Annotated in this window: 19 protein-coding genes; 13 read left to right on the forward strand and 6 right to left on the reverse strand. The window is 60.7% G+C overall.

The genetic code is table 11. The features are described from left to right. Window positions 1-2 precede the first annotated feature (2 nt). Together QVG21_RS03970 and QVG21_RS03975 are read left to right on the forward strand one after the other, a co-directional pair. Window positions 3-830 (forward strand): DUF4296 domain-containing protein, encoded by an 828-nt coding sequence (locus QVG21_RS03970; protein WP_287922466.1) that lies wholly within the window; start codon window positions 3-5, stop codon window positions 828-830. Continuing rightward, a complete protein-coding gene (locus QVG21_RS03975; RefSeq protein WP_287922468.1) occupies window positions 802-1146 on the forward strand; it encodes a cytosine deaminase in 345 nt (114 codons plus the stop codon). Before QVG21_RS03970 ends, QVG21_RS03975 begins: the two co-directional genes overlap by 29 nt. Here QVG21_RS03975 and xerD read toward each other — a convergent pair. After that, window positions 1141-2073, reverse strand: a complete 933-nt coding sequence (xerD, locus tag QVG21_RS03980) for a site-specific tyrosine recombinase XerD (protein WP_287922470.1) — start codon at window positions 2071-2073, stop codon at window positions 1141-1143. The genes QVG21_RS03975 and xerD overlap by 6 nt on opposite strands. A 377-nt stretch (window positions 2074-2450) precedes the next feature. On the opposite strand from xerD, the gene QVG21_RS03985 reads away from it, so the two are divergent. The 4 genes from QVG21_RS03985 to QVG21_RS04000 all read left to right on the forward strand — a co-directional run bounded on the left by QVG21_RS03985 (window position 2451) and on the right by QVG21_RS04000 (window position 5742). Next, window positions 2451-3047: a TlpA family protein disulfide reductase gene (locus QVG21_RS03985; protein ID WP_287922472.1), complete on the forward strand. Its 597-nt coding sequence runs from the start codon at window positions 2451-2453 to the stop codon at window positions 3045-3047. A gap of 38 nt (window positions 3048-3085) precedes the next feature. Then, window positions 3086-3910, forward strand: coding sequence for a 50S ribosomal protein L11 methyltransferase (gene prmA / locus QVG21_RS03990; RefSeq protein ID WP_287922474.1), 825 nt, complete (start codon window positions 3086-3088; stop codon window positions 3908-3910). Next, a complete protein-coding gene (recO, locus tag QVG21_RS03995) occupies window positions 3907-4632 on the forward strand; it encodes a DNA repair protein RecO (protein ID WP_287922476.1) in 726 nt (241 codons plus the stop codon). Before prmA ends, recO begins: the two co-directional genes overlap by 4 nt. A gap of 87 nt (window positions 4633-4719) precedes the next feature. Next, a complete protein-coding gene (locus QVG21_RS04000; RefSeq protein ID WP_287922478.1) occupies window positions 4720-5742 on the forward strand; it encodes a porin in 1023 nt (340 codons plus the stop codon). On the opposite strand, the gene QVG21_RS04005 is transcribed toward QVG21_RS04000, so the two are convergent. From QVG21_RS04005 to QVG21_RS04015, 3 genes are read right to left on the reverse strand one after another with little or no spacing between them, the layout of a single operon-like run. Continuing rightward, a complete protein-coding gene (locus QVG21_RS04005) occupies window positions 5739-7445 on the reverse strand; it encodes a YgiQ family radical SAM protein (RefSeq protein ID WP_287922480.1) in 1707 nt (568 codons plus the stop codon). The two genes, QVG21_RS04000 and QVG21_RS04005, sit on opposite strands and share 4 nt — an antisense overlap. Before the next feature lies 1 nt (window position 7446). Then, window positions 7447-8007 carry an RNA polymerase sigma factor gene (locus tag QVG21_RS04010; protein WP_287922482.1) on the reverse strand — a complete coding sequence of 187 codons (561 nt, stop codon included), beginning with the start codon at window positions 8005-8007 and terminating at the stop codon, window positions 7447-7449. After that, the gene (locus QVG21_RS04015; RefSeq protein ID WP_251213931.1) at window positions 7998-9164 is read right to left on the reverse strand and encodes a glycosyltransferase family 2 protein; all 1167 of its coding nucleotides are present in this window, start codon (window positions 9162-9164) and stop codon (window positions 7998-8000) included. Before QVG21_RS04015 ends, QVG21_RS04010 begins: the two co-directional genes overlap by 10 nt. A 94-nt stretch (window positions 9165-9258) precedes the next feature. Between QVG21_RS04015 and tgt the strand changes: the two genes are divergently transcribed. The 5 genes from tgt (at window position 9259) to rsmG (ending at window position 14328) form a co-directional block, all read left to right on the forward strand. After that, window positions 9259-10389, forward strand: coding sequence for a tRNA guanosine(34) transglycosylase Tgt (gene tgt / locus QVG21_RS04020; RefSeq protein WP_251213988.1), 1131 nt, complete (start codon window positions 9259-9261; stop codon window positions 10387-10389). Between the two features lie 5 nt (window positions 10390-10394). Beyond that, window positions 10395-11498, forward strand: coding sequence for an LptF/LptG family permease (locus QVG21_RS04025; RefSeq protein ID WP_287922484.1), 1104 nt, complete (start codon window positions 10395-10397; stop codon window positions 11496-11498). Between the two features lie 10 nt (window positions 11499-11508). Next, a complete protein-coding gene (locus QVG21_RS04030; RefSeq protein ID WP_287922486.1) occupies window positions 11509-12444 on the forward strand; it encodes a PASTA domain-containing protein in 936 nt (311 codons plus the stop codon). After that, complete coding sequence (locus tag QVG21_RS04035) at window positions 12444-13514, forward strand: RluA family pseudouridine synthase (RefSeq protein ID WP_287922488.1); 1071 nt, start codon at window positions 12444-12446, stop codon at window positions 13512-13514. The genes QVG21_RS04030 and QVG21_RS04035 overlap by 1 nt, the downstream gene beginning before the upstream one ends. Window positions 13515-13707: 193 nt before the next feature. Beyond that, window positions 13708-14328, forward strand: coding sequence for a 16S rRNA (guanine(527)-N(7))-methyltransferase RsmG (gene rsmG / locus QVG21_RS04040; RefSeq protein ID WP_287922489.1), 621 nt, complete (start codon window positions 13708-13710; stop codon window positions 14326-14328). Window positions 14329-14472: 144 nt separating this feature from the next. Here the strand turns inward: rsmG and QVG21_RS04045 are convergent, their stop codons facing one another. Next, window positions 14473-14877: a thioredoxin fold domain-containing protein gene (locus QVG21_RS04045; protein ID WP_287922491.1), complete on the reverse strand. Its 405-nt coding sequence runs from the start codon at window positions 14875-14877 to the stop codon at window positions 14473-14475. Between the two features lie 144 nt (window positions 14878-15021). Beyond that, on the reverse strand, window positions 15022-16056 hold the full coding sequence (gene rlmN, locus QVG21_RS04050; RefSeq protein ID WP_287922493.1) for a dual-specificity RNA methyltransferase RlmN: 1035 nt from the start codon (window positions 16054-16056) through the stop codon (window positions 15022-15024). Between the two features lie 160 nt (window positions 16057-16216). On the opposite strand from rlmN, the gene QVG21_RS04055 reads away from it, so the two are divergent. Together QVG21_RS04055 and hflX are read left to right on the forward strand one after the other, a co-directional pair. Then, window positions 16217-16900 carry an energy transducer TonB gene (locus QVG21_RS04055; RefSeq protein WP_287922495.1) on the forward strand — a complete coding sequence of 228 codons (684 nt, stop codon included), beginning with the start codon at window positions 16217-16219 and terminating at the stop codon, window positions 16898-16900. Between the two features lie 226 nt (window positions 16901-17126). Continuing rightward, complete coding sequence (gene hflX, locus QVG21_RS04060) at window positions 17127-18338, forward strand: GTPase HflX (RefSeq protein WP_251213923.1); 1212 nt, start codon at window positions 17127-17129, stop codon at window positions 18336-18338. Window positions 18339-18343: the final 5 nt, after the last annotated feature.

Below are 18343 nucleotides of genomic sequence, written 5' to 3' on the forward strand. Positions count from 1 at the left end.
GTATGAAATTCTTCTTCCGTTTCTTCCTTTGTGTGGCGTGTGCCGTCGGCAGCGTCTCGTGTTCCCATCATAAAATCATCCCCGACGACGAGTTGGCACTGATTTTCCACGATGCGTTCCTCGCCAATGCCTACCTCGGGCCCCGCAACCTCGCGCACGATTCGCTCAACGTCTACGAGCCCATCTTCGCCCGTTACGGTTATACCACGCAGGACGTCCATTATACCATCGGTAATTTTTCCAAGCGCAAGAGCGCCCGCCTGGGCGATGTCGTCGAGCAGGCCATCGACCTGCTCGAATCCGAGGGCAAGTTCTTCAGCCGCGAGGTCGCGGTGCTCGATACCATCGACAACATCGCCCTGCGTTCGGCCCGTCGGACGCTCCGGGCCGATTCGCTGCTTCGCGTGCGGTCGCTCGCCGATACCGCGCGGGTCAGTTTCTCGTTCGACGTCGTTCCCGGCGAGTATGAGGTGCGGTTGAAGTACCTCGTCGATTCGCTCGACCTCAATACAAGGGGGCTTCGTAGTCAGATGTGGCTCGAAAGGTCCGACAGCAGCCGCGTCCAGACCTATACCGTCAGTTTGCGGCGGCTCAGCGAGGGGACCCTGTCGCGTAAGTTCACGGCCGATTCCGCCCACAGGCGGCTGTGCATCCATTTGCTGACTTTCCCCAACAAGCCGTTGCGGCCGTCGTTCACCGCGCGCGATTTCCGCGTCACCCATACGCCCCCCGTGCGCGTCGCCGTCGGGCAGCTCTACGAGCAGCAGTTGGGTATCCGTATCTTCGCCGACGAGTTTTTCCGTGCCGCAGCTCCGAAAGATAGCCTCTAATCTGCTTTGGACGCCGCAGGGGTGGGTCCGTCATCCGCTCGTCGGGTTGGCGGGCGACGGTTCCGTCCGTTCCGTCGCGTCGTGTCCCGAGCCCGACCGGTTGGCGTTCGTCGAGTTCCGGGCCGGGGTCCTCGTCCCCGATTTCCCCGTGGATTTCCGCGCCGTCTTCGAGCGGTTCCGCGCCGCGCCCGCCCGGCCGCTCGACGAGTGGTTGCCTTCCGTCGTCACGCCCGGCCGCGGGGTTTTGGTCTTGATTTCCGGATTGGATTACGATTCTTTGCAGCCGACAGCCTTTACTCGTATCGAGCGCTTATGATTCCTCGCTTTCTCCGCCGTTGAAGTTCGGCAGGTGTTCTTCTACCGTGCGGCGCAGGTGTTCGCGGTCCAGATGGGTGTATATCTCCGTCGTCAGAATGCTTTCGTGGCCCAGCATTTCCTGCACCTGGCGGATACTCGCGCCCCCTTCCAGCAGATGCGTCGCAAACGAGTGGCGGAAGGTGTGGGGGCTTATGCGTTTGTCGATGCCCGCCCGCCGGGCCGCTTGTTTGATGATCGTGAAGACCATCACGCGCGTCAGTTTCCCGCCCCGGTTGTTCAGAAATACGGCGTCTTCTTGCTTGTTTTTGTCGTAGAGGTCGCCGCGGTCTTCCAGCCAGCGGCGGATTTTCTGGCGGGCCGTCGCGCTCACCGGTACCAGCCGCTGTTTGTCTCCTTTGCCGATTACACGGATGTAGCCTTCGCCGAAAAAGAGGTCCGACATGCGCAGGGCCGTCAGTTCCGACGCGCGCAGGCCGCACGAGTAGAGCACTTCCAGCATCGCGCCGTCGCGGCGGCCCTTGGGGGTCGTCGGGTCGATGGCCGCTATGATGCGGTCGATTTCTTCGGTCGTCAGTACGTCCGGCAGTTGGCGGCCGAATTTGGGCGTCGTGATGAATTCCGCCGGCGAGGTCTCGATTTTTTCTTCCAGCAGCAGGAAGTTGAAGAAGCTCCGGATGCCGCTCAGGCTGCGGGCCTGCGACGTCTTGCGGCTTCCGCGTTCGTAGAGCAGGCCCAGGTAGCGTTCGATCATTTCGCGTTCCACCTTGCGCGGTCCTACGTCCCATTGGCGCAGGATGTAGTGGGCGAAGTGGCGCAGGTCGCTCATGTACGATTCTACGGTGTTCGCCGCAAGGCGTTTTTCCAGTTTGATGTAGGTGCGGTAGCGGCGTCCCGCTTCCTCCCATTTTTTCGTGTTTTCGGCCATCGCTGTGCGGTTTTCGGGGTTTGCCCGATGGGTTGCTTCCGGCGAAGTTACGAAATTTTACATAATGTGATGTTTCCTCTGTCGTGTTTTTTTAGCTTCGCACGATCCATTCATGCGGCCGCGGCCCGGGACCGTCGCGCTTCATTCCTGAGGAAAATCGCGGCCGTTTGAGCAAAAATCCCTATCTTTACCGTGTCCAATCATTATATTCAGCAGCCATGACTTCCGTTCGCTTTTTCTTTGCCCTTTGCGCGTTCTTGTTGTCTGTCGCTTCCGTGAATGCCCGGCCGGCTTCCCGGCCCCGGAAAATCATCGTCGTCGAGGGTCGTTTCTTTCACGAGATGCCCGTCGCGACAGATAAGATAACCAAAATGCACATGCTGACCACTCCTTCCGGAACGTCGGCCGTGGGTTTCGAGCTCTCCGAGCCGTTGCCCGACGCCGCTTTGCAGTATGCGGTCCCGGCCGGGCAGATTCCCGAGGGCCGATTGCTTTTGGCGCAGTATGACGAGGCGAAAGCCCAGGGCAAGGGTGCTTCGCTCTCTTTCGTCCGTAAAACCTTGTTGGTGGAGGGAAGCCGGTTTCCCGACTTCTCCGCCACCGACATCGACGGCCGAATCTGGACCGGCGCCGACGTCGCCGGGAAGGTCATGGTGCTCAATTTGTGGTTCACCGGCTGCGGACCTTGCCGGGCCGAGATGCCGGAGTTGTCCCGTTGGAAGGACGAGATGCCCGACGTGATGTTCTTTTCGTCGACTTACGAGGACGCCGGACGCGCCCGGCCCGTGCTCGAAGAGCAGGGGTTCAATTGGATCGCCCTCGTCGGCGACACGCAGTTCCGCAAGTTCGTCGGGCCCAACGGTTATCCCCTCACCGTCGTCATCGACAAGGAGGGCATCGTCGCACAGGTCGAGTATGGCACCTCGCCCGTCCAGCGTGACGCCTTGAAAGAGAAGATCCGGTCGCTCCGTTAGTCCGTTCCGGAACTTATAGAAAACCGAATATACTTCCTATGGATTTCGTCGCATTGAATATTCCCGTCGCCGACGGGGCGCAGGCCGAGATTCTCGTCGCCGAGTTGGCCGAGTTCCCGTTCGAGAGTTTCGAGAGCGGTTCCGACGTCTTGAAGGCTTACATCCCGCAGGAGCGGTTGGCCGATTGCAAGACCGAGGTCGACGCTTTGCTCGCCCGTTACGGCGTTTCCGGGCGCTACATCTCCATCGAGGCGCAGAATTGGAACGCCCTTTGGGAGCAGAATTTTCCCGCTTCCGACATCGAGGGGCGCCTGCGCATCCGCGCGCCTTTCCACGAGCCCGCTCCCGAGGGCGAGCCCGAAATCATCGTCATGCCTAAAATGTCGTTCGGCACCGGGCAGCATGCCACTACTTGGCTGATGGCCCGCGGAGTTCTCGATTTGGGCATCGCCGGGCGTCGCGGGCTCGACATGGGCAGCGGTACCGGGGTCCTTTCCATCGTCGCCGCCAAGTGCGGCGCGGTGCATGTCGACGCCGTCGACATCGACGAGTGGGCCGACGCCAATTGCCGCGAGAATATCGCTGCCAATGGCGTTGAAGCCTGTGTTGAGCCTATGTTGGGCGACGTCGCACGTATCGCGGGGCGTACCTACGGTTTCATCCTCGCCAATATCAACCGCAATATCTTGTTGCACGACATGCACGCCTATGCCGCTGCGCTTCTTCCCGGCGGCGACCTTCTCATGAGCGGTTTTCTCGAAGCCGACGTGCCCGCGGTCGTCGAGGCTGCGCAGGCCGAGGGGTTGGCGTTCGTCGCTTCGGCTTCGCGCGACGGGTGGATGATGGTCCACGTGCGCAGGTGAAAACTTACAAGGGGCGCGGGGTCGTTCTCCACACGCTCAAATACGGCGATTCGTCGATGGTCGTCTACCTTTTGACCGACGTCGGCGGGCGGCGCAGCTACATGGTGCAGGGGGTCCGCAGCCGTTCCGGCCGCGGGTCCAAGCTGGCCCTTTTCCAGCCCATGTTCCCCGTCGAGTTCGAGGGGCTCGAATCGTCGCGCCAGCAGATGCACCGTTTCCGCGAGGTGCGGACCGCGTTTTCGTTGCAGAGCCTGCCGTTCGACGTGCGCAAGTCGACCATGGCGCTCTTCATGGCCGAGGTTCTCTACCGGCTCGTCCGCGAGAGCGAGCCCAACGAGGCGCTGTTCGATTTCGTGTGGGGGTCGGTCGGGGCGCTCGACGCCATGCAGGAGGGGGTCGCCAATTTCCACCTTTGGTTTTTGGCCGGGCTGAGCCGTTTCCTCGGCTTCTGCCCCGGCAACGAGTATATGCCCGGGGCGTGGTTCGACATCCGCGAGGGGCTTTTCACTCCCGTGCAGCCCGCCCATACCGAGTGCATGACCCGCGAGTGCGCCCGTATCCTCCGCGATTTGATGGCGTGCGACGTGCGTGAGTTGGACGCTATCGGGCTCAACCGCACCCAGCGCGTCGAGTTCCTCAACGCCATGCTGGTTTATTTCGGTTACCACCTCGACGCCGTCAGCGCCGTCCAGTCGGTGCGGATTCTGCGCGAGGTTTTTTAGGGCTCCGGGTTGGGTTTTGCCGCGTTTTTTCGTATCTTGTTCCTCCGTCGCGGCTTTGCCGTTGCGGTTCCTCAACCATTTCGTGCGATGAAGAAACCTTTGCTGACCTTTTTCTGCCTGCTGTTGTGCGGCGGTTTATCGGCCAACGGGCCTTCCAGGGCGGATTCTGCCGCTTCGTCCAGCCCCGTCTTGATGTGGCCGTACCGGCCCCGGATTTCGGGTTTCTTGCAGGCGGGTTACCAGTATTCCGACACTTCTTCGGAGTTCTTCGTCAAGCGGGCGCGGCTCAGCCTCACGGGCGACATCGTTCCCAAGTTCGACTACAAGATTCAGTTCGAGTTCGCCAAGCCGCGTCTGGTCGACGCTTATTTGCAGTACAGGCCGTTCCCGCAGTTCGGGTTCCGGGCCGGGCAGTTCAAGATTCCCTTTTCGCTCGAAAATACCGAGTACGGCGTCTCCGCGTTCGAGTTCATCGACTACCCGCTCGCTCTGAGCAGGCTGATGGCTTTCGACGAGGTCTGCGGGCTTGCCGCTTCGGGCCGCGACATCGGAGCGGCGTGTTCCGGCGGATTTTTTCAGCGCAACGGTTACAGCGTCGTCCGTTACGATTTGGCCGTGTTCAACGGCGAGGGTATCAATACCCGCGACCGCAACAAGTCCAAGGATTTCGTCGCGCGGTTGATTGTTCAGCCTTTGGCCGGGTTCGTGTTGTCGGGTTCTTATTATCGAGGCGAGTACGGGTCCTCGCATTTCCTGCGCGAGCGTTACGGCGCCGGGGTGTGTTACGACTGCGGCCCTTTCATCGTCCGGGGCGAGTGGTTCGGCGGTACGACCGGTTCTTCCGAGGGTCCGTTCGACAGCGGCGGTTGGTATGCCATGGCCGGTTGGCGGGCGCCGCGCAATCTGACCCTCACCGCGCGGTTCGATTCTTTCGCTTTCGACTGCGCCCGGCGTTCCTCCACCCGGCAGAACAATTATACGGCCGGGCTTCTTTGGTCGCCGGTCAAATACCTGCGGTGTCAGTTCAATTATACTTACGAGGATTACGGCCGTTTTTACGACATTTCCGGCCGCCACGTCGCTACGGTGTTGTTCACCGGAATTTTTTAACCTTTCCCCTTGAAGAAGTAGCTTTTCTGTCTGCGTTTCTCCTCCTGCGAGCGGGCGACGTAGACTTTTTCGTGCGTGTAGGGGTTCTCTCCCGTGTAGAACATCACCGACGAAAGGGTCATCGGCGTCGGCGTCAGGTCCTGCACCTGTTCCAGCGTGAAGTGCAGGCTGCCCAGCACCTTTTGCGCCAGCGAGCGCATGTCGCGTTCGGTGCAGCCCGGGTGCGACGAGATGAAGTAGGGAATCAGCTGGTAGGGCAGCCGTTCGCCGCGGCAGATGCGCCGGAAGTCGGCGTTCAGCCGCTCGAACATCGCGAACGGCGGTTTGCGCATCAGCTTCAGCACCGCGTCTTCCGTGTGTTCGGGCGCTACTTTCAGCCGGCCCGAGGTGTGGTGTTTCAGCACCGTTTCCAAATAGGGCGAACCGTCGAACAGGTCGTAGCGGATGCCGCTCCCGATAAAGGCTTTCTTGATTCCCTTCACCGCGCGTATCTTGGCATATAGTTCCAGCAGCGGCGTGTGGTCGTTGTCCAGGTTGGGGCATTTCGTCGGGTGCAGGCACGACGCCCGGCGGCATTTGCGGCACAGTTCCCGGTCGCGGCCGCCCATGCGGTACATGTTGGCCGAGGGGGCGCCTACGTCGGACAGATAGCCTTTGAAGCCCGGCATCTTCGCAATGCGTTCCACTTCCGCCAGTATCGAGCGTTCGCTCCGCGAGTGGATGAATTTGCCTTGATGGGCCGAAATCGTGCAGAACGAGCAGCCCCCGAAGCAGCCGCGGTGGATGTTGACCGAGTATTTGATCATCTCCCACGCCGGAATCGCTCCTTTGTCGTCGTAGCGCGGGTGGGGTGCGCGTTCGTAGGGCAGGTCGAACGAGCGGTCGAGTTCTTCGGTCGTCAGCGTCGCGTTGGGCGGCGTCACCACTACATAGCGGTCGCCCACACGTTCCACCAGCGTCGCGTCCGGTTCCAGCAGGTTGCTTTGGGTCTCTTCGACCGTGAAGTTTTCGCCGAACGCCCGTTTGTCGCGCAGGCAGTCTTCGTAGCTGTGCAGCCGTATCGTCGTCGCCGGGTCGAGCCGCGACACGTAGTTTTCGTCGGTCAGGAACGCCACCTGACGGATTTTGCGCAGCAGCTTGGCGTTGTAGCCGTTGCGCATCGCCTTGGCCACTTGTTGGACGACCCCCTCGCCCATCCCGTATATCAGCAGGTCGGCGCCCGATTCGGCCAGCAGCGAGGGTTTCAGCGCGTCGGTCCAGTAGTCGTAGTGGGTCAGCCGCCGCAGCGACGCTTCGATGCCGCCCGCCACCACCGGTACATGGGGGTACAGTCGCTTGAGTATCCGCGTGTAGACCGTCACCGCGTAGTCCGGCCGGAATCCCGCCTTGCCGCCCGGCGTGTAGGCGTCGTCGTGGCGCAGGCGCAGGTTGGCCGTGTAGTGGTTGACCATCGAGTCCATCGCTCCCGCCGTCACGCCGAAAAAGAGCCGCGGCGCGCCCAGTTTCGTGAAGTCGCGCAGGTCGTCGCGCCAGTTGGGCTGCGGGACGATGGCTACCCGGCAGCCCTCCGCTTCCAGCAGGCGTCCGATTACCGCCGCTCCGAAGGCCGGGTGGTCGATGTATGCGTCGCCCGTGAAAAGGATGACATCCGCCTGGTCCCAGCCTCGGGCGCGCATCTCCTTGATGGTCGTCGGCAGAAACATCCTATTCTTCTCCGTTGGTTATCAGGCGGCACATCTGTTCGCGGGCGCGGTGTATCTGGGTCTTGACCGTTCCAAGCGGCAGTTTCAGTTTGGCCGCGATTTCTTCGTAAGAGTATTCCTCGAAGAAGCGCATGACGATCAGTCCGCGATAGCGGGGTGCCAGCCGGTTCAGATAGTGTTCGATTTGGGTGCGCTGCTGTAGGTTGATGACGCTCTCTTCGGGGGTCGGGGCGTTCGACGCCGGGGCCGCGAAGCGTTCGTCTATGGGCAGGTCGTCCTGCCGGCGGCGCATGTAGTCGATGAAAGTGTTGCGGGCTATGGTGTAGACCCATTGTCCGAAGGTGTAGCTGTCGCTGTAGCGGTGCAGGTTGATGAATACCTTGATGAAGGTCTCTTGCAGCAGGTCGTCCACGTCGTTGGCTCCGCCCATGCGTTGGACGAACAGGCGGCGGATTGATTCGTGGTAGCGGTCGAAAAGGTATTCAAATGCCGCATCGTCGCCGTCGAGTACCAGCGCCACCAGCCGGCGGTCGTCGGCTACGATATAGTCGGCTATCTCCATACGCGTTTGTCCTTGCGCATGGTCAGCAGGCTCAGCAGTATCGCGCCCGGTATGCTCAGCACGTCATAGAGGAAGTAGAGCCAGGCGATTCCCGTTTCGCCCAGCCGGTTGGCTATGCGGCGTACTTCCAGCACCACCGTTATGTAGCGCAGCAGCACCAGCGCCGCCGCCGCTATCTTGTATTCGATGGGCATCACTGCTATCGCGCACGCCGCCGCCGCGAAGAAGAGCAGGCGCGAGCCTATTTCCCATTGGACGTAGTTGCGTGCGCCCCGCGGGTAGAAGCGGAACGCCGAGCCGAAGTAGCGCAGCTGGCTCAGTCCCCAGCCCAGTCCGCCCCACATCCTTTCGCGCAGCGTGGCCCGCGGCGACAGGATGACGCTCACATTGTCTCGCGTCATGACTTGTTGCAGGAACAGGTCGTCTTCGCCGATGTTCATGTTGAGGTGGTTGAAGCCGTTGTTGTCGAAGTAGAGCGTCTTGGTGAACCCGAAGTTCTGGAGCATCCCCCGGTAGGGGCGGCGCCGCACGGCCCGGGCCAGCCATTCCGTGGCGTGCATCATGCGCCACGTGCGCATCAGGTAGTTCTTCAGTCCCTTGGTGTGTTCCACGCCGCAGTAGCCCACCACGATTTCGCCGCGCGTGAAGCCCTTGGCCATCAGCGACAGCCAGCGGTCGGTCTGCGGGCACGTGTCGGTCGAGGTGAAAATCAGGTGTTCATAGTGAGCCGATTTGATGCCTACGTTCAGCGCCATCTTGCGCGAGATGGGGAAGCGAGGGTTCAGATGGATTTTCGTCGTCGTGATTTGCGGGAACGATTGTTTCAGCCGCGTGAGGTCTTCGTAGAAGTCCGTGTCGGCGCCTACGTAGATGATCACCACCTCGAATTTCGAGTAGCTCTGGGCCAGTATCAGCGGCAGGCGTTCCTCCACGAATCCGTAGTCTTCCGAGAAGAGCGGCAGGATGACCGATACCGGGGGGTCGGCGTCGAGCACTTCTTCGCGGCGGTTGTTCTTGTAGTTGGGGATGCGTCCGTAGACGAAAATATAGTAGTGGAGCTGTACGCCCAGCAGCACCAGCAGGATGCCCGCCAGCGCCGTGCCTTCCCAGCCGTAGGAGGCCAGGAACGTATGTGCCAAGGATTCCAAAAATTGCATAGGACCGAAATATGCGCAAAGGTACAAAACAATTCAGAATTCAAAAATTCATAATTCACAATTATTTTCTCTATTTTTGCACGGTACTATGAACATGGATTTCACGCTCGAATACAGGGACCCTGCTTCGCAGGCCCGCGCCGGGGTGCTGCGCACCGACCACGGGGTCATCCGCACGCCCATCTTCATGCCCGTCGGCACGGCCGCCACGGTCAAGGGGCTTTTCCACCGCGACGTCCGCGACGAGGCCAAGGCGCAGATCATTCTCGCCAATACCTACCATCTTTACCTCCGGCCCGGCATGCCCATCATCGAGCAGGCCGGGGGCGTCCACCGTTTCTCCACCTGGGAGGGGCCCATGCTCACCGACAGCGGCGGGTTCCAGGTCTTTTCGCTCGCCGCATGCCGTAAGCTCAAGGAGGAGGGGTGCCATTTCCGGTCGCATATCGACGGGTCCCGGCATCTGTTCACTCCCGAGAGCGTCATCGACACCGAGCGTTCCATCGGCGCCGACATCATGATGGCGTTCGACGAGTGCCCGCCCGGCGACGCTCCCCGCGAGTATGCCGCCCGTTCGCTCGACCTCACCGAGCGGTGGCTCGACCGTTGCTTCGACCGTTACGCGCAGACCGCCCCCAAGTACGGGCATTACCAGGCGCTTTTCCCCATCGTGCAGGGGTGTACCTATCCCGACCTCCGGGCCCGGGCCGCCGAGAATGTCAGGCAGTACAACGCCGACGGGTACGCCATCGGCGGGTTGGCCGTCGGCGAGCCTACCGAGACCATGTACGAGATGATCGAGGTCGTCAATGCCATCCTTCCGCAGGACCGGCCGCGTTATCTCATGGGCGTCGGCACTCCCGTCAACATCCTCGAGGGCATCGCCCGCGGCGTCGACATGTTCGATTGCGTCATGCCTACGCGCAACGGCCGCAACGGCCAGTTGTTCACCGCCGAGGGTATCATCAACATCCGCAACAAGAAGTGGGAGGCCGATTTTTCGCCCGTCGACCCCGAGGGCACGGCTTTCGTCGATACGCTTTATTCCAAGGCCTACCTCCACCACCTCTGCGTCTGCGGCGAGATGCTCGCGGCCGAAATCGCGTCGCTGCACAACATCGCCTTCTACCTCCGGCTCGTCGGCATGGCCCGCCAGCATATCATCGCCGGGGATTTCCGCGAGTGGAAAGAGGCTATGGTTCCCAAACTCCAACGCAGACTGTAAAGGTTATGAAGTTCCGTTTCCCGGGTTACCGGATTCTCGACCGTTACATATTGGGGAAGTTCCTCGCTACTTATTTCTTCGCCATCGCCATGATTATCGTCGTCGTGGTGCTCTTCGATTATGTCGAGAAGGTCGACGACTTCACCGAGCTCCACGCGCCGCTGCGCAAGGTCATCTTCGATTATTACCTCAACTTCATCCCCTTTTTCATCAACCAGTTTTCCGGTCTGTTCACTTTCATCGCCTGCATCTTCTTCACTTCCAAGATGGCTTACCAGACCGAAATCGTCGCCATGCTTTCGGGCGGCATGTCGTTCCGGCGGCTCATGTGGCCTTATTTCCTCGGGGCGTTGATTATCGGCGGGCTGTCGCTCCTGCTCAATCTGTGGTTGATTCCTCTGTCACAGCGTAAAATCGTCGCTTTCGAGGCGCAGTATATCAAGCGCAAGCAGCATACCCAGTACGACCTCCATATCTACCGGCAGATCGAGCCCGGTACGTTCGCTTATATACGTGGTTACCGCGACGCCGCGCACCAGGCGTCTTTCTTCGCGTTGGAGCATTACAAGGACGGGTCCATCGTCCGTTCGCTCGAGGCTTCCGACACCAAGTTCGATCCCGAGACCAAGCGTTGGACCGCTCCGCGTTATACCCGCCGCGAGTTCGATCCCTCAGGCGTCGAGACGTTCGGGCAGTACCGCAACCTCGACACCCTCATCAATTTGGAGGTCACCGAGCTGGGCCGCGTCAGCGACCTTATCCAGACCATGAACATTACCGAGCTCAACCGCTTCCTCGCCCAGCAGCGGGCCAAGGGTTCCGACGAAATCAACATCATCGAGGTCGAGCGCCACGCCCGCTACGCTTATCCGTTGTCGACGTTCATCCTCACCCTCATCGGTGTTTCCCTCTCCTCGCGCAAGGTCCGCGGCGGCACCGGGCTCCACATCGGCATCGGCACCGGGCTTTGTTTTTCGTACATCCTCTTCAACCGTTTCTTCGAGGAGTTCGCCAAGAGCGGTTCGCTGCCGCCGTGGCTCGCCGTCTGGCTGCCCAACATCATCTATCTGTTCATTGCGGTCTACCTTTACAGGAAGGCCCCGAAATAGTCCCGAATCCATGGAGAATTCCGCTTCGTTCCGCCGCCGTTTCCAGCGCAACTTTCCGCTGGCCTACAATTTGTTGCTCATCGCGGCCATCATCCTCGCCATGGCCGTCGTCGCCCATGTCGTCATGCAGATCGGCACGCGCCACGGTTCGCGCCGCACGGTGCCCGATTTCTCGGGCGTCCAGCTGCTCGAAGCGCAGCGCCTGGCCCGCCGCCACGACCTCAAGCTGCAAATCAACGATTCGTTGTTCGTGCCCGCCTACGAGGGGGGCATCGTCCTCGACCAGCTTCCCAAGGGGGGTGTCGAGGTCAAGCCTGGCCGCACGGTCTACATCACGATCAATTCGTTCCGTCAGAAGATGGTGCCCGTGCCTTTCGTGGCCGACCGTTCGTTGCGGCAGGCCAAGAACATGCTCGAAATCGCCGGGCTCGAAATCGCGCAGCTCATCTATCGTCCCGACATGGCGACCAATTACGTCCTCGACGAGTATTTCGGGCGCCAGCGCATCACCGAGACCACGCGTGTCGAGGCCGAAATGGGTTCGGGCGTGACGCTCTACGTCGGCGTCCAGCCGGGGCATAACGTCACCGTCGTGCCGCAGATCATCGGCCTTTCGCTCCGCGATGCCAAAAGCCGTTTGTGGGAGTTGGGGCTCAACGTCGGCAAGGTCGCTTTCGACGACGGCATCAATCTGCTCAACCAGAAGGACGCCCACGTCTACATGCAGAGTCCCAAGGCCGAGCGCCACGTGGTGCTCGGGGCCAAGGTCGACTTGCAGCTGACGCTCGACGGGCAGAAAGTCACCGCGCGGCTCCGCGATGCCGAGGAGCAGGCCGCCGAGGCGTTCATGGAGCGCCAGCGCATCGCCGAGGAGAAGGCGGCGGCCGAGCGCGAGAATGCCGGGCAGCCCTCCGCCGCCCGCGACAGCAACGGATTTTTCGACTGATGGCCGACGCTTCCTACATCGACGACGAGTTGCTCGACGACCCCTCGCTCTGCGAGGACGACAGCGAGCAGCAGGGGCTCTACGAGCATTTCGCGGTCGTGGCCGACAAGGGGCAGACCCTCCTGCGGCTCGACAAGTTCCTCGTGGCGCGTATGGAGCATTGTTCGCGCAACCGCATCCAGGCGGCGGCCGACAGCGGCAACATCCTGGTCAACGGCAAGCCGGCCAAGTCGAGCTACAAGGTCAAGCCTTCGGACCGCGTGCAGATCGTGCTGCCTTATCCGCGGCGCGACAACGAAATCCACCCCGAGGAGATTCCGCTCGAAATTCCCTACGAGGACGACGACTTGCTGTTGGTCGACAAGCCGGCCGGCATGGTCGTCCATCCCGGTGTGGGCAATTGGTCGGGTACGCTCGTCAACGCTTTGGCGTGGCATCTGCGCGGCACCGCCATCGCCGACAGCGGCGAGATGCGCGCCGGGTTGGTCCACCGCATCGACAAGAACACTTCGGGGTTGTTGGTCATCGCCAAGAATGAGCAGGCCCACGCACGGTTGGCCAAGCAGTTTTTCGACCACACGATTTATCGCCGCTATGTCGCCCTCGTGTGGGGCGATTTCGCCGAGGACGAGGGGACTATCACGGGCAACATCGGCCGCAGTCCGCGCGAGCGGCAGAAAATGTACGTCTTCGAGGACGGTTCCGACGGCAAGCATGCCGTGACCCATTGGCGCGTGCTGAAACGTTATAACTACGTCACGCTCGTCGAATGCCGTCTCGAAACGGGCCGTACCCACCAGATTCGCGTCCACATGGCGTGGCAGGGTCATCCGTTGTTCAACGACGAGCGTTACGGCGGCGACCGCATCCTCAAGGGCACCACGTTCGCCAAGTACAGGCAGTTCGTCGAGAATTGTTTCGCCTTGATGCCGCGTCACGCGCTCCATGCCCAGTCGCTCGGGTTCGAGCACCCCGCCACGCACCGCGAGCTGAAGTTCGAGAGCGATTTGCCCACCGATTTCCGCGCCCTGCTCGCCAAGTGGGATAGTTACAAACAAAGTGAAAATTGAAAAGTGCGAGGCGAAAGTGTTTGTTAAAACGTTTTAACTGCGTGTTTTTCACCTCTCACTTTTAATCCCTCTTCGAGGGCTTGACTTTTCACCTTTCACCTTTCACCTTTCACCTTTCACCTTTCACCTCTCACCTCTCACCTCTCACCTCTCACCTCTCACCTCTCACCTCTCACCTCTCACCTCTCCGACTATGGACCTTATCCTTAAATATTTCCCCGACCTTACCGACGGGCAGCGACAGCAGTTCGCTGCGCTGTGGGACCTCTACGCCGACTGGAACGCGAAAATCAACGTCGTCTCGCGCAAGGACTTCGACCAGCTTTATCTGCGCCACGTGCTCCATTCGCTGGCCATCGCCAAGGTGTGCGCATTCGCGCCGGGCGCCCGGGTGCTCGACGTCGGATGCGGCGGCGGTTTTCCGTCGGTGCCGCTGGCGATTCTTTTTCCCGACGTGCACTTCACGGCGGCCGATTCCATCCGCAAGAAGATTACGGTCGTCGAGGGTGTCGTCGCCGGGTTGGGGCTGAAGAACCTGACGCCCCGTTGCGCGCGGGTCGAGACGCTGGCCGAGCGGTTCGATTACGTCGTTTCGCGGGCCGTCACCGCCATGCCCGAGTTCGTCGGGTGGGTGTGGAACAAAATCGAAAAAGGGCAGCGCGGTACGCTGCCCAACGGAATTCTCTACCTCAAAGGCGGGGAGTTGGCCGAGGAGCTGGCTCTCACCGGCAGGCGGTGGACCCTCTACGACATCCCGCAGTTCTTCGACGAAGAGTTCTTCGAGACCAAAAAGGTGGTCTACACTTCAAGATAGGTGAAAAGTGATAAGTTAAAAGTGCAAGGTGTGTTGCTGATTAAAACGTTTTAGCAAGCACTTTTAATTCCCCTGCGGGGTCTTGACTTTGCTTTTGCTCGGCATAGCCTGCAAGCAGTCTCTGCCCTCGCATACTCGCAAAGTTCACCTTGATAAAATTTTCCGGACGCTGTCCATGAATTCTTCGGGCGACGACGCGCCCTGGATGCGGCCCAGCAGTTCGCCTTTCGTGTCGAAAATCAGATAAAGCGGAATCGCATCGTTGCCGTAGCGTTTCAGCAGCTCCTTGCCCGTCGGTTTGTCGGTGTCGTATTTCGCCGCGACGAAGCGCTGGCTCATGAAGTCGCCCACGTCCTTGCGCGAAAATACGTGCCGTTCCATCATCCGGCAGGGCGGACACCACGAGGCGTAAAGGTCGATGAAGACCAATTTGCCCTGCTTGACGGCCATTTCACGAACGGCGTCGGTCGATGCGGTCTCGAACCGGACCTGTGCCTGCGCGGCGCCCGCTGCGAGCGTCACGGCCAAAAGTAGAATCCATTTTTTCATCTTGTCGGTTGTTTGGCGGCTTCGGCTGCAAATTCCGAACCCAATTTATAAAGTGAAAGGTTAAAGTTGCAAGGTGAAAAGTAGCTGCTAAAACGTTTTACCTATATGCTTAATCTCTCTTTTGAGGGCTTGACTTTTCACCTTTCACTTCTCACTTTTCACTTTCTCCGAAGTGCTCAGCAGTCCGCAGGCGGCCTGGATGTCTTCGCCGCGCGAAGCACGGATAGTGGTCTGGATACCGCGGGCGGTCAGGGCGTCGCGGAAGCGGACCATTCCGGCGTCGTCGGGCGAGAAGTAGGGCGAGCCGGGTATCTTGTGGAAGCGGATAAGGTTGATGCGGCACTTGATGCCGTCCAGCAGGCGGCACAACTCACGGATGTGGCGCGGCGAATCGTTGAGCCCCTCCATGACGATATACTCGAACGAGACCCGCCGCTGGTGGGTGAAGTCGTAGCCGCGCAGGATGGCCGCCACCTCGGCGATGGGCCACGCCCGCTCGACCGGCATGATAGCTGCACGTTCTTCGGCGAAAGGGTTGTGCAGGCTCACGGCAAGGTGGACCTTGGTGCTGTCGAGGAACCGGCGCAGCTCGGGTACGACGCCCGCCGTGGAGACCGTGACGCGGGTCGGCGACCAGCCGAAACCCCACGGCGCCGTGATGATTTCGAGTGCCCGCAGGACATTGTCGGTATTGTCGAGCGGTTCGCCCATCCCCATGAAGACCAGGTTGGTCAGCCGTTCGCGTTCGGGCAGCGAGACGATTTGGTTGAGGATTTCGGGTGCGGAGAGCGAATGTTGCAGCCCCTGTCGCCCGGTGGCGCAGAAGCGGCAGCCCATGCGGCAGCCTGCCTGCGAGGAGACGCACAGCGTGGCCCGGTCGCCGTCGGGGATATAGGCCGATTCGACGAAGTTGTTCCGGAGGGTCCGGAACAGGTATTTCTTGGTTCCGTCGGCCGATTCGCTGACCCGGACCGGAGCGCTGAGCACGGGCCGGAACCGTTCGGCCAGCGCGGCCCGGTGTGCGGCGGCTATGTCGCTCATGGACAGCGGGTCTTCGGTATGCCGCACGTAGAGCCACCGCGCCAGCTGCCCGGCGGCGAATCGCGGCATGCCCAGCTCGCGGCACAGCGCGGCCAGTTCGTCGGGCGTGCGCCCGTAGAGGGGTTCGGTGTCTGCCATGGTGCGGCTCGTAAGAGGGTTTTCCGCAGACAAAAATAGGCAAAAGTTGAAGATTTTTTGCCCCGGGCCGCACGATTTCGGAATTTTATGTATATATTTGTGGTGCAAGTGTACGCCCCGCGCGTGCCGCCGACCTGAAACGATTAAAAAGAATCAATAGATGGAAATCAAGAAATCGCCCAAGGCAGACCTCCAGAACAAGCGGGGTCTTCTGCTCGAAATCGGTCTGATCGTCGCGCTGGCGCTGGTCATCGCGGCTTTCGCCTATACGCCGAAAGAACACCGTATCGAGCAAGTCGATCTGAACTACGGTCCCGTCGACGAGCAGATCGTCGAAATCACGCGCCAGGATCAGAAGCCGCCCGAACCTCCCAAGAAGGTGGAGGTGAAGGTGATCGCCGACTTGCTGCAGGTGGTGACCAACGAGACCAAGATTGCCACGGACATCAACTTCGCGGAGTTCGACGAGGACACCGAGGTGCTGCAGCAGGTGGAAGTCAAGGAGGAGATCATCGAAGACGACCAGCCGTTCCTCACGGCCGAGACGATGCCTTCGTTCCAGGGCGGCGACCTCAATACGTTCCGCAAGTGGGTGCAGGACAATGTGCGCTTCCCGCAGATTGCGTTGGAGAACGGCATTTCGGGCCGCGTGGTGCTGTCGTTCGTCATCGAGAAGGACGGCCGTCTGACCAACATCCAGGTGCTGATGACCCCCGACCGTTCGCTTTCGGAGGAGGCCATCCGCGTGCTGAACAAGTCGCCCAAGTGGAGCCCCGGCAAACAGCGCAACCAGGTGGTGCGCATCAAGTACACCCTGCCGGTCGACTTCCGCATGCAGAACTAAGACGCGGCATCCGATATATCGAGGGTATCTTGCTTCCGGGCGGATACCCTTGTTTATGATAGGTTGCCGGGACGGGGCGGAGGAGGCCCGGGCTGCTTCGGCCGATTGAAAGAGGAGCCCTGCCGCGTCCGGAGATAGCACGGAGTTTGCCTGCTGAACCGCGCATCGGCCCGGCCGGAGAAAAATCTGTCGGCATGGCCGGAAAAACTATTTGACGAAAAAAAACTTGGAAGAGAACAGAAATACCCTATCCGCTCCCGCGCCGCACGAGTGCGAACGCGCCGTGCTGGTGGCTGTGGTCCGCGACAACCAGGAACCCCGCCAGGCCGAGGAATTCCTCGACGAGCTGGAATTCCTGGCCGAAACGGCCGACATCCGTTCGGTGCGCCGCTTCACGCAGCGGCTGCCGCAGCCCTCGTCGCGCATCTATGTGGGGCCGGGCAAGCTGGAGGAGATAGCCGACTATTGCCGGGAGAACGAAATCGACGTGGCGATTTTCGACGACGAACTCACGCCGTCGCAGACCCGCAACATCGAAAAGGCGATGCCCTGCCGCATCCTCGACCGCACGCGTCTGATTCTGGACATTTTCATGTCGCGGGCCCAGACGGCCTATGCCAAGACGCAGGTGCAGCTGGCCAACTACGAATACATGCTGCCCCGGCTGTCAGGCCTGTGGACCCACCTCGAACGCCAGCGCGGCGGCACGGGTACGCGCGGCGGTGCGGGCGAACGCGAAATCGAGACCGACCGCCGAATCATCCGCAGCCGCATCGCCAAGCTGAAGGAAGACCTGAAGAAAATAGACCGTCAGATGGCCGTGCAGCGCTCGAACCGCGGGCAGCTGGTGCGGGTGGCGCTGGTGGGCTATACGAACGTGGGCAAATCGACGCTGATGAACCTCATCGCCAAAAGCGAGGTCTTCGCCGAAAACAAGTTGTTCGCCACCCTCGACACGACGGTGCGCAAGGTGGTGTTCGACAACCTGCCGTTCCTGCTTTCGGATACGGTGGGATTCATCCGCAAGCTGCCGACCGAGCTGATCGAATCGTTCAAGTCGACCCTCGACGAGGTGCGCGAGGCCGACCTGCTGGTCCATGTGGTCGACATTTCGCATCCGCAGTTCGAGGAGCAGATAGCCGTAGTGAAGCAGACCTTGCAGGAGATAGGCGCGGGCGACAAGCCGGTCTACATGGTCTTCAACAAAATCGACGCCTACACCTATATTAAGAAAGAGGAGGACGACCTGACCCCCGCGACGCGCGAAAACCTCTCGCTCGACGACCTGCGCCGCAGCTGGATGGCGCAGACCGAATCGCCCTGCATCTTCCTGTCGGCGCTCGCGAAGACCAACCTCGAGAAGTTCCGCACCGACCTCTACGGCATGGTGCGCGAAATCCACGCCGGACGCTATCCGTTCAACAATTTCCTCTATTGACAACC

This window comes from Alistipes sp. UBA6068, from assembly GCF_949428155.1.
GTDB classification, from domain to species: domain Bacteria; phylum Bacteroidota; class Bacteroidia; order Bacteroidales; family Rikenellaceae; genus Alistipes; species Alistipes muris.

Coding starts and splice junctions, on each gene's coding strand:
- rsmG (WP_287922489.1), top strand. CDS start 13,708: ATGGACCTTATCCTTAAATATTTCCCCGACCTTACCGACGGGCAGCGA.
- QVG21_RS04055 (WP_287922495.1), top strand. CDS start 16,217: ATGGAAATCAAGAAATCGCCCAAGGCAGACCTCCAGAACAAGCGGGGT.
- tgt (WP_251213988.1), top strand. CDS start 9,259: ATGGATTTCACGCTCGAATACAGGGACCCTGCTTCGCAGGCCCGCGCC.
- QVG21_RS04025 (WP_287922484.1), top strand. CDS start 10,395: ATGAAGTTCCGTTTCCCGGGTTACCGGATTCTCGACCGTTACATATTG.
- QVG21_RS04030 (WP_287922486.1), top strand. CDS start 11,509: ATGGAGAATTCCGCTTCGTTCCGCCGCCGTTTCCAGCGCAACTTTCCG.
- prmA (WP_287922474.1), top strand. CDS start 3,086: ATGGATTTCGTCGCATTGAATATTCCCGTCGCCGACGGGGCGCAGGCC.
- QVG21_RS03970 (WP_287922466.1), top strand. CDS start 3: ATGAAATTCTTCTTCCGTTTCTTCCTTTGTGTGGCGTGTGCCGTCGGC.
- QVG21_RS04045 (WP_287922491.1), bottom strand. CDS start 14,877: ATGAAAAAATGGATTCTACTTTTGGCCGTGACGCTCGCAGCGGGCGCC.
- QVG21_RS04000 (WP_287922478.1), top strand. CDS start 4,720: ATGAAGAAACCTTTGCTGACCTTTTTCTGCCTGCTGTTGTGCGGCGGT.
- QVG21_RS04035 (WP_287922488.1), top strand. CDS start 12,444: ATGGCCGACGCTTCCTACATCGACGACGAGTTGCTCGACGACCCCTCG.
- QVG21_RS03985 (WP_287922472.1), top strand. CDS start 2,451: ATGCTGACCACTCCTTCCGGAACGTCGGCCGTGGGTTTCGAGCTCTCC.
- xerD (WP_287922470.1), bottom strand. CDS start 2,073: ATGGCCGAAAACACGAAAAAATGGGAGGAAGCGGGACGCCGCTACCGC.
- QVG21_RS04005 (WP_287922480.1), bottom strand. CDS start 7,445: ATGTTTCTGCCGACGACCATCAAGGAGATGCGCGCCCGAGGCTGGGAC.
- QVG21_RS04010 (WP_287922482.1), bottom strand. CDS start 8,007: ATGGAGATAGCCGACTATATCGTAGCCGACGACCGCCGGCTGGTGGCG.
- rlmN (WP_287922493.1), bottom strand. CDS start 16,056: ATGGCAGACACCGAACCCCTCTACGGGCGCACGCCCGACGAACTGGCC.
- QVG21_RS04015 (WP_251213931.1), bottom strand. CDS start 9,164: ATGCAATTTTTGGAATCCTTGGCACATACGTTCCTGGCCTCCTACGGC.